The following is a 1,909-nucleotide window of genomic DNA, read 5'->3' on the forward strand; positions in this document are numbered from 1 at the left end:
GCCTGTGCCTGCACCGGCGCGGATTCGAATGGCATAATGGTTAAATTTCCTGTCACATCTGCTTTGTTATTGTGCGGGGTTCAGCACAGTCACGAAGGAACCTGCATGCGAGTTGCAAAGATTCCGTTCGATTCCATCCCGTCCCCTGTCGAAAAACACGCAGTCCTGCTCTGCCTTGCCCACGCGCGAATACGCGCGCCGGTTGAACGCTACCGCCTATTTCGTCTGTGCCGCCATATAGGGCGGATCACCGGTTGGAAAACAAAAACCGCGTGAAGTGTTTTTTGCCTAGAGGTCGAGAAGACGTTCCACTGCACCGGCCCCTCTGGTCAGCAGGGTTGCATAGCCTGCTACATCGATGTTCGCACCGCAGATGACGAGACCGACCCGTCGCCCGGCCAACCGCTGCCGCAGGGGCCCCAGCGCGGCAGCCAGAACCGCGCCCGCGGCCGGTTCAACGGCGAGTTTCGCCTCCTGCTGGCACAGGGCCATGCCAGCACAGATCAAATCATCGTCAAGCGTCACCATATCGTCGACGTATGCCTGACACAGGGCGAGCCCCAGCGGCAGCGCCATGGGCGGGCCGAGGCTGTCGGCCACCGTCTCCACCTTGTCGAGCGTGACCGGCGCCCCGTGGGCAAGGCTGCGCGTCATGGCATCGGCGCCGCGTGGCTCTACCCCGAAAACCTCACAAGACGGGCTCAACGCCTTGACCGCCGCAGCCACCCCGCCGATCAATCCGCCCCCGCCGACCGAGACGACAACGGCGTCGAGGTCCGGAACGTCCTGTAGGAACTCCAGCCCGACACCGGCGGTCCCCAGTACCGTGTGCAGCCCGTCGAAAGGATGGATGAAACTGCGGCCTTCCTCCGACACCAGCCGTTCGGCTTCGGCAAAGGTGGCGGCGCCGGGTGCCTTAAGGATCACATCCGCCCCCGTCGCCCGGGCGAGCGTCACCCGGTAGGGATTGGCATTGTCCTGCATCACAACCTTGGCCGGGCACCCCATACGCGCCGCCGCCCAGCCCGCCGCGATGGCGTGATTGCCCGCACTTGCGGCGGTGATCCCGCACTTCCTTTCCTCATCCGACAGGGCCATCAGGTTGGACAGCGCACCCCGCGCCTTGAAGGTCCCGGTATGCTGAAAACATTCGAGCTTCATCGTCAGAGTTGCCCCGGGGAAGGCTTTGGTCAGCAGCGGCGTCTGCAAAGGAATGGTCGGCGTGTGCCGGATTATGCCCGAAAGCTCGTCGTGCCGGGCCTGCATGGCATCGAGGGTCAGGGCGGACAGATCAGGGCTCCCCATGTCAAACTCCGGGTCCGGCGCCATTGGGCGCACGCGAAAGAATCCCGCCTGCTCCATCAGCGCTATCGGCGGGGGCGAGTTCTTCGAAATCGAAGTTATGGAGACGCCCGGCGCGTTTCGCGGCCTTTTCGCTGCTGATCATGATGTCCTCCACATCCTTGCGGGCCTGCCCGAAATGCCGGTCGAGGTTGCCCACCCGCGCGACCAGACGTTCAACATCCGCGTGCAGTGCCCCCAGCTCCTTGCGGATCGAACCGGCCTGCTCGCGCATCCGTGCATCCTTCAGGATTGCACGCATGGTGTTCAGAGTGGCCATGCAGGTCGTCGGCGACACGATCCAGACCCGCGCGGCGAAACCTTCGCGCACCAGTTCGGGGAAATTGCCATGCAGCTCGGCATAGACCGCCTCGGACGGCAGGAACATAAGCGCGCCGTCGGCGGTCTCTCCCTCGATGATGTATTTCTGCGCGATGGCAGAAATATGGGTGCGAACGGCGGCGCGCATGGCCCGCGCGGCCTCCCGCAGAGCCTGGTCGCTATCCGCCCGGCGCAGCGCCTCATAGGCTTCGAGCGGGAACTTGCTGTCAATCACGATCGGGCCGGG

At 64.1% G+C, this 1,909-nt stretch carries 3 protein-coding genes; 1 reads left to right on the forward strand and 2 read right to left on the reverse strand.

Annotated elements, in window-relative coordinates:
• On the forward strand, positions 1–276 hold a 276-nt coding region (locus A3764_RS26120; RefSeq protein WP_236628268.1), incomplete at its 5' end, for a hypothetical protein.
• A gap of 12 nt (positions 277–288) precedes the next feature.
• On the opposite strand, the gene A3764_RS20335 is transcribed toward A3764_RS26120, so the two are convergent.
• Both A3764_RS20335 and A3764_RS20340 read right to left on the reverse strand, forming a co-directional pair.
• A complete protein-coding gene (locus A3764_RS20335; protein WP_067923737.1) occupies positions 289–1,305 on the reverse strand; it encodes a pyridoxal-phosphate dependent enzyme in 1,017 nt (338 codons plus the stop codon).
• 1 nt (position 1,306) lies between these two features.
• Positions 1,307–1,909: DNA recombination protein RmuC (locus tag A3764_RS20340; RefSeq protein WP_150122333.1), on the reverse strand; the 603-nt coding region annotated here is incomplete at its 5' end.

This window comes from Sulfitobacter sp. HI0129, assembly GCF_001635395.1.
Lineage (GTDB): Bacteria > Pseudomonadota > Alphaproteobacteria > Rhodobacterales > Rhodobacteraceae > Sulfitobacter.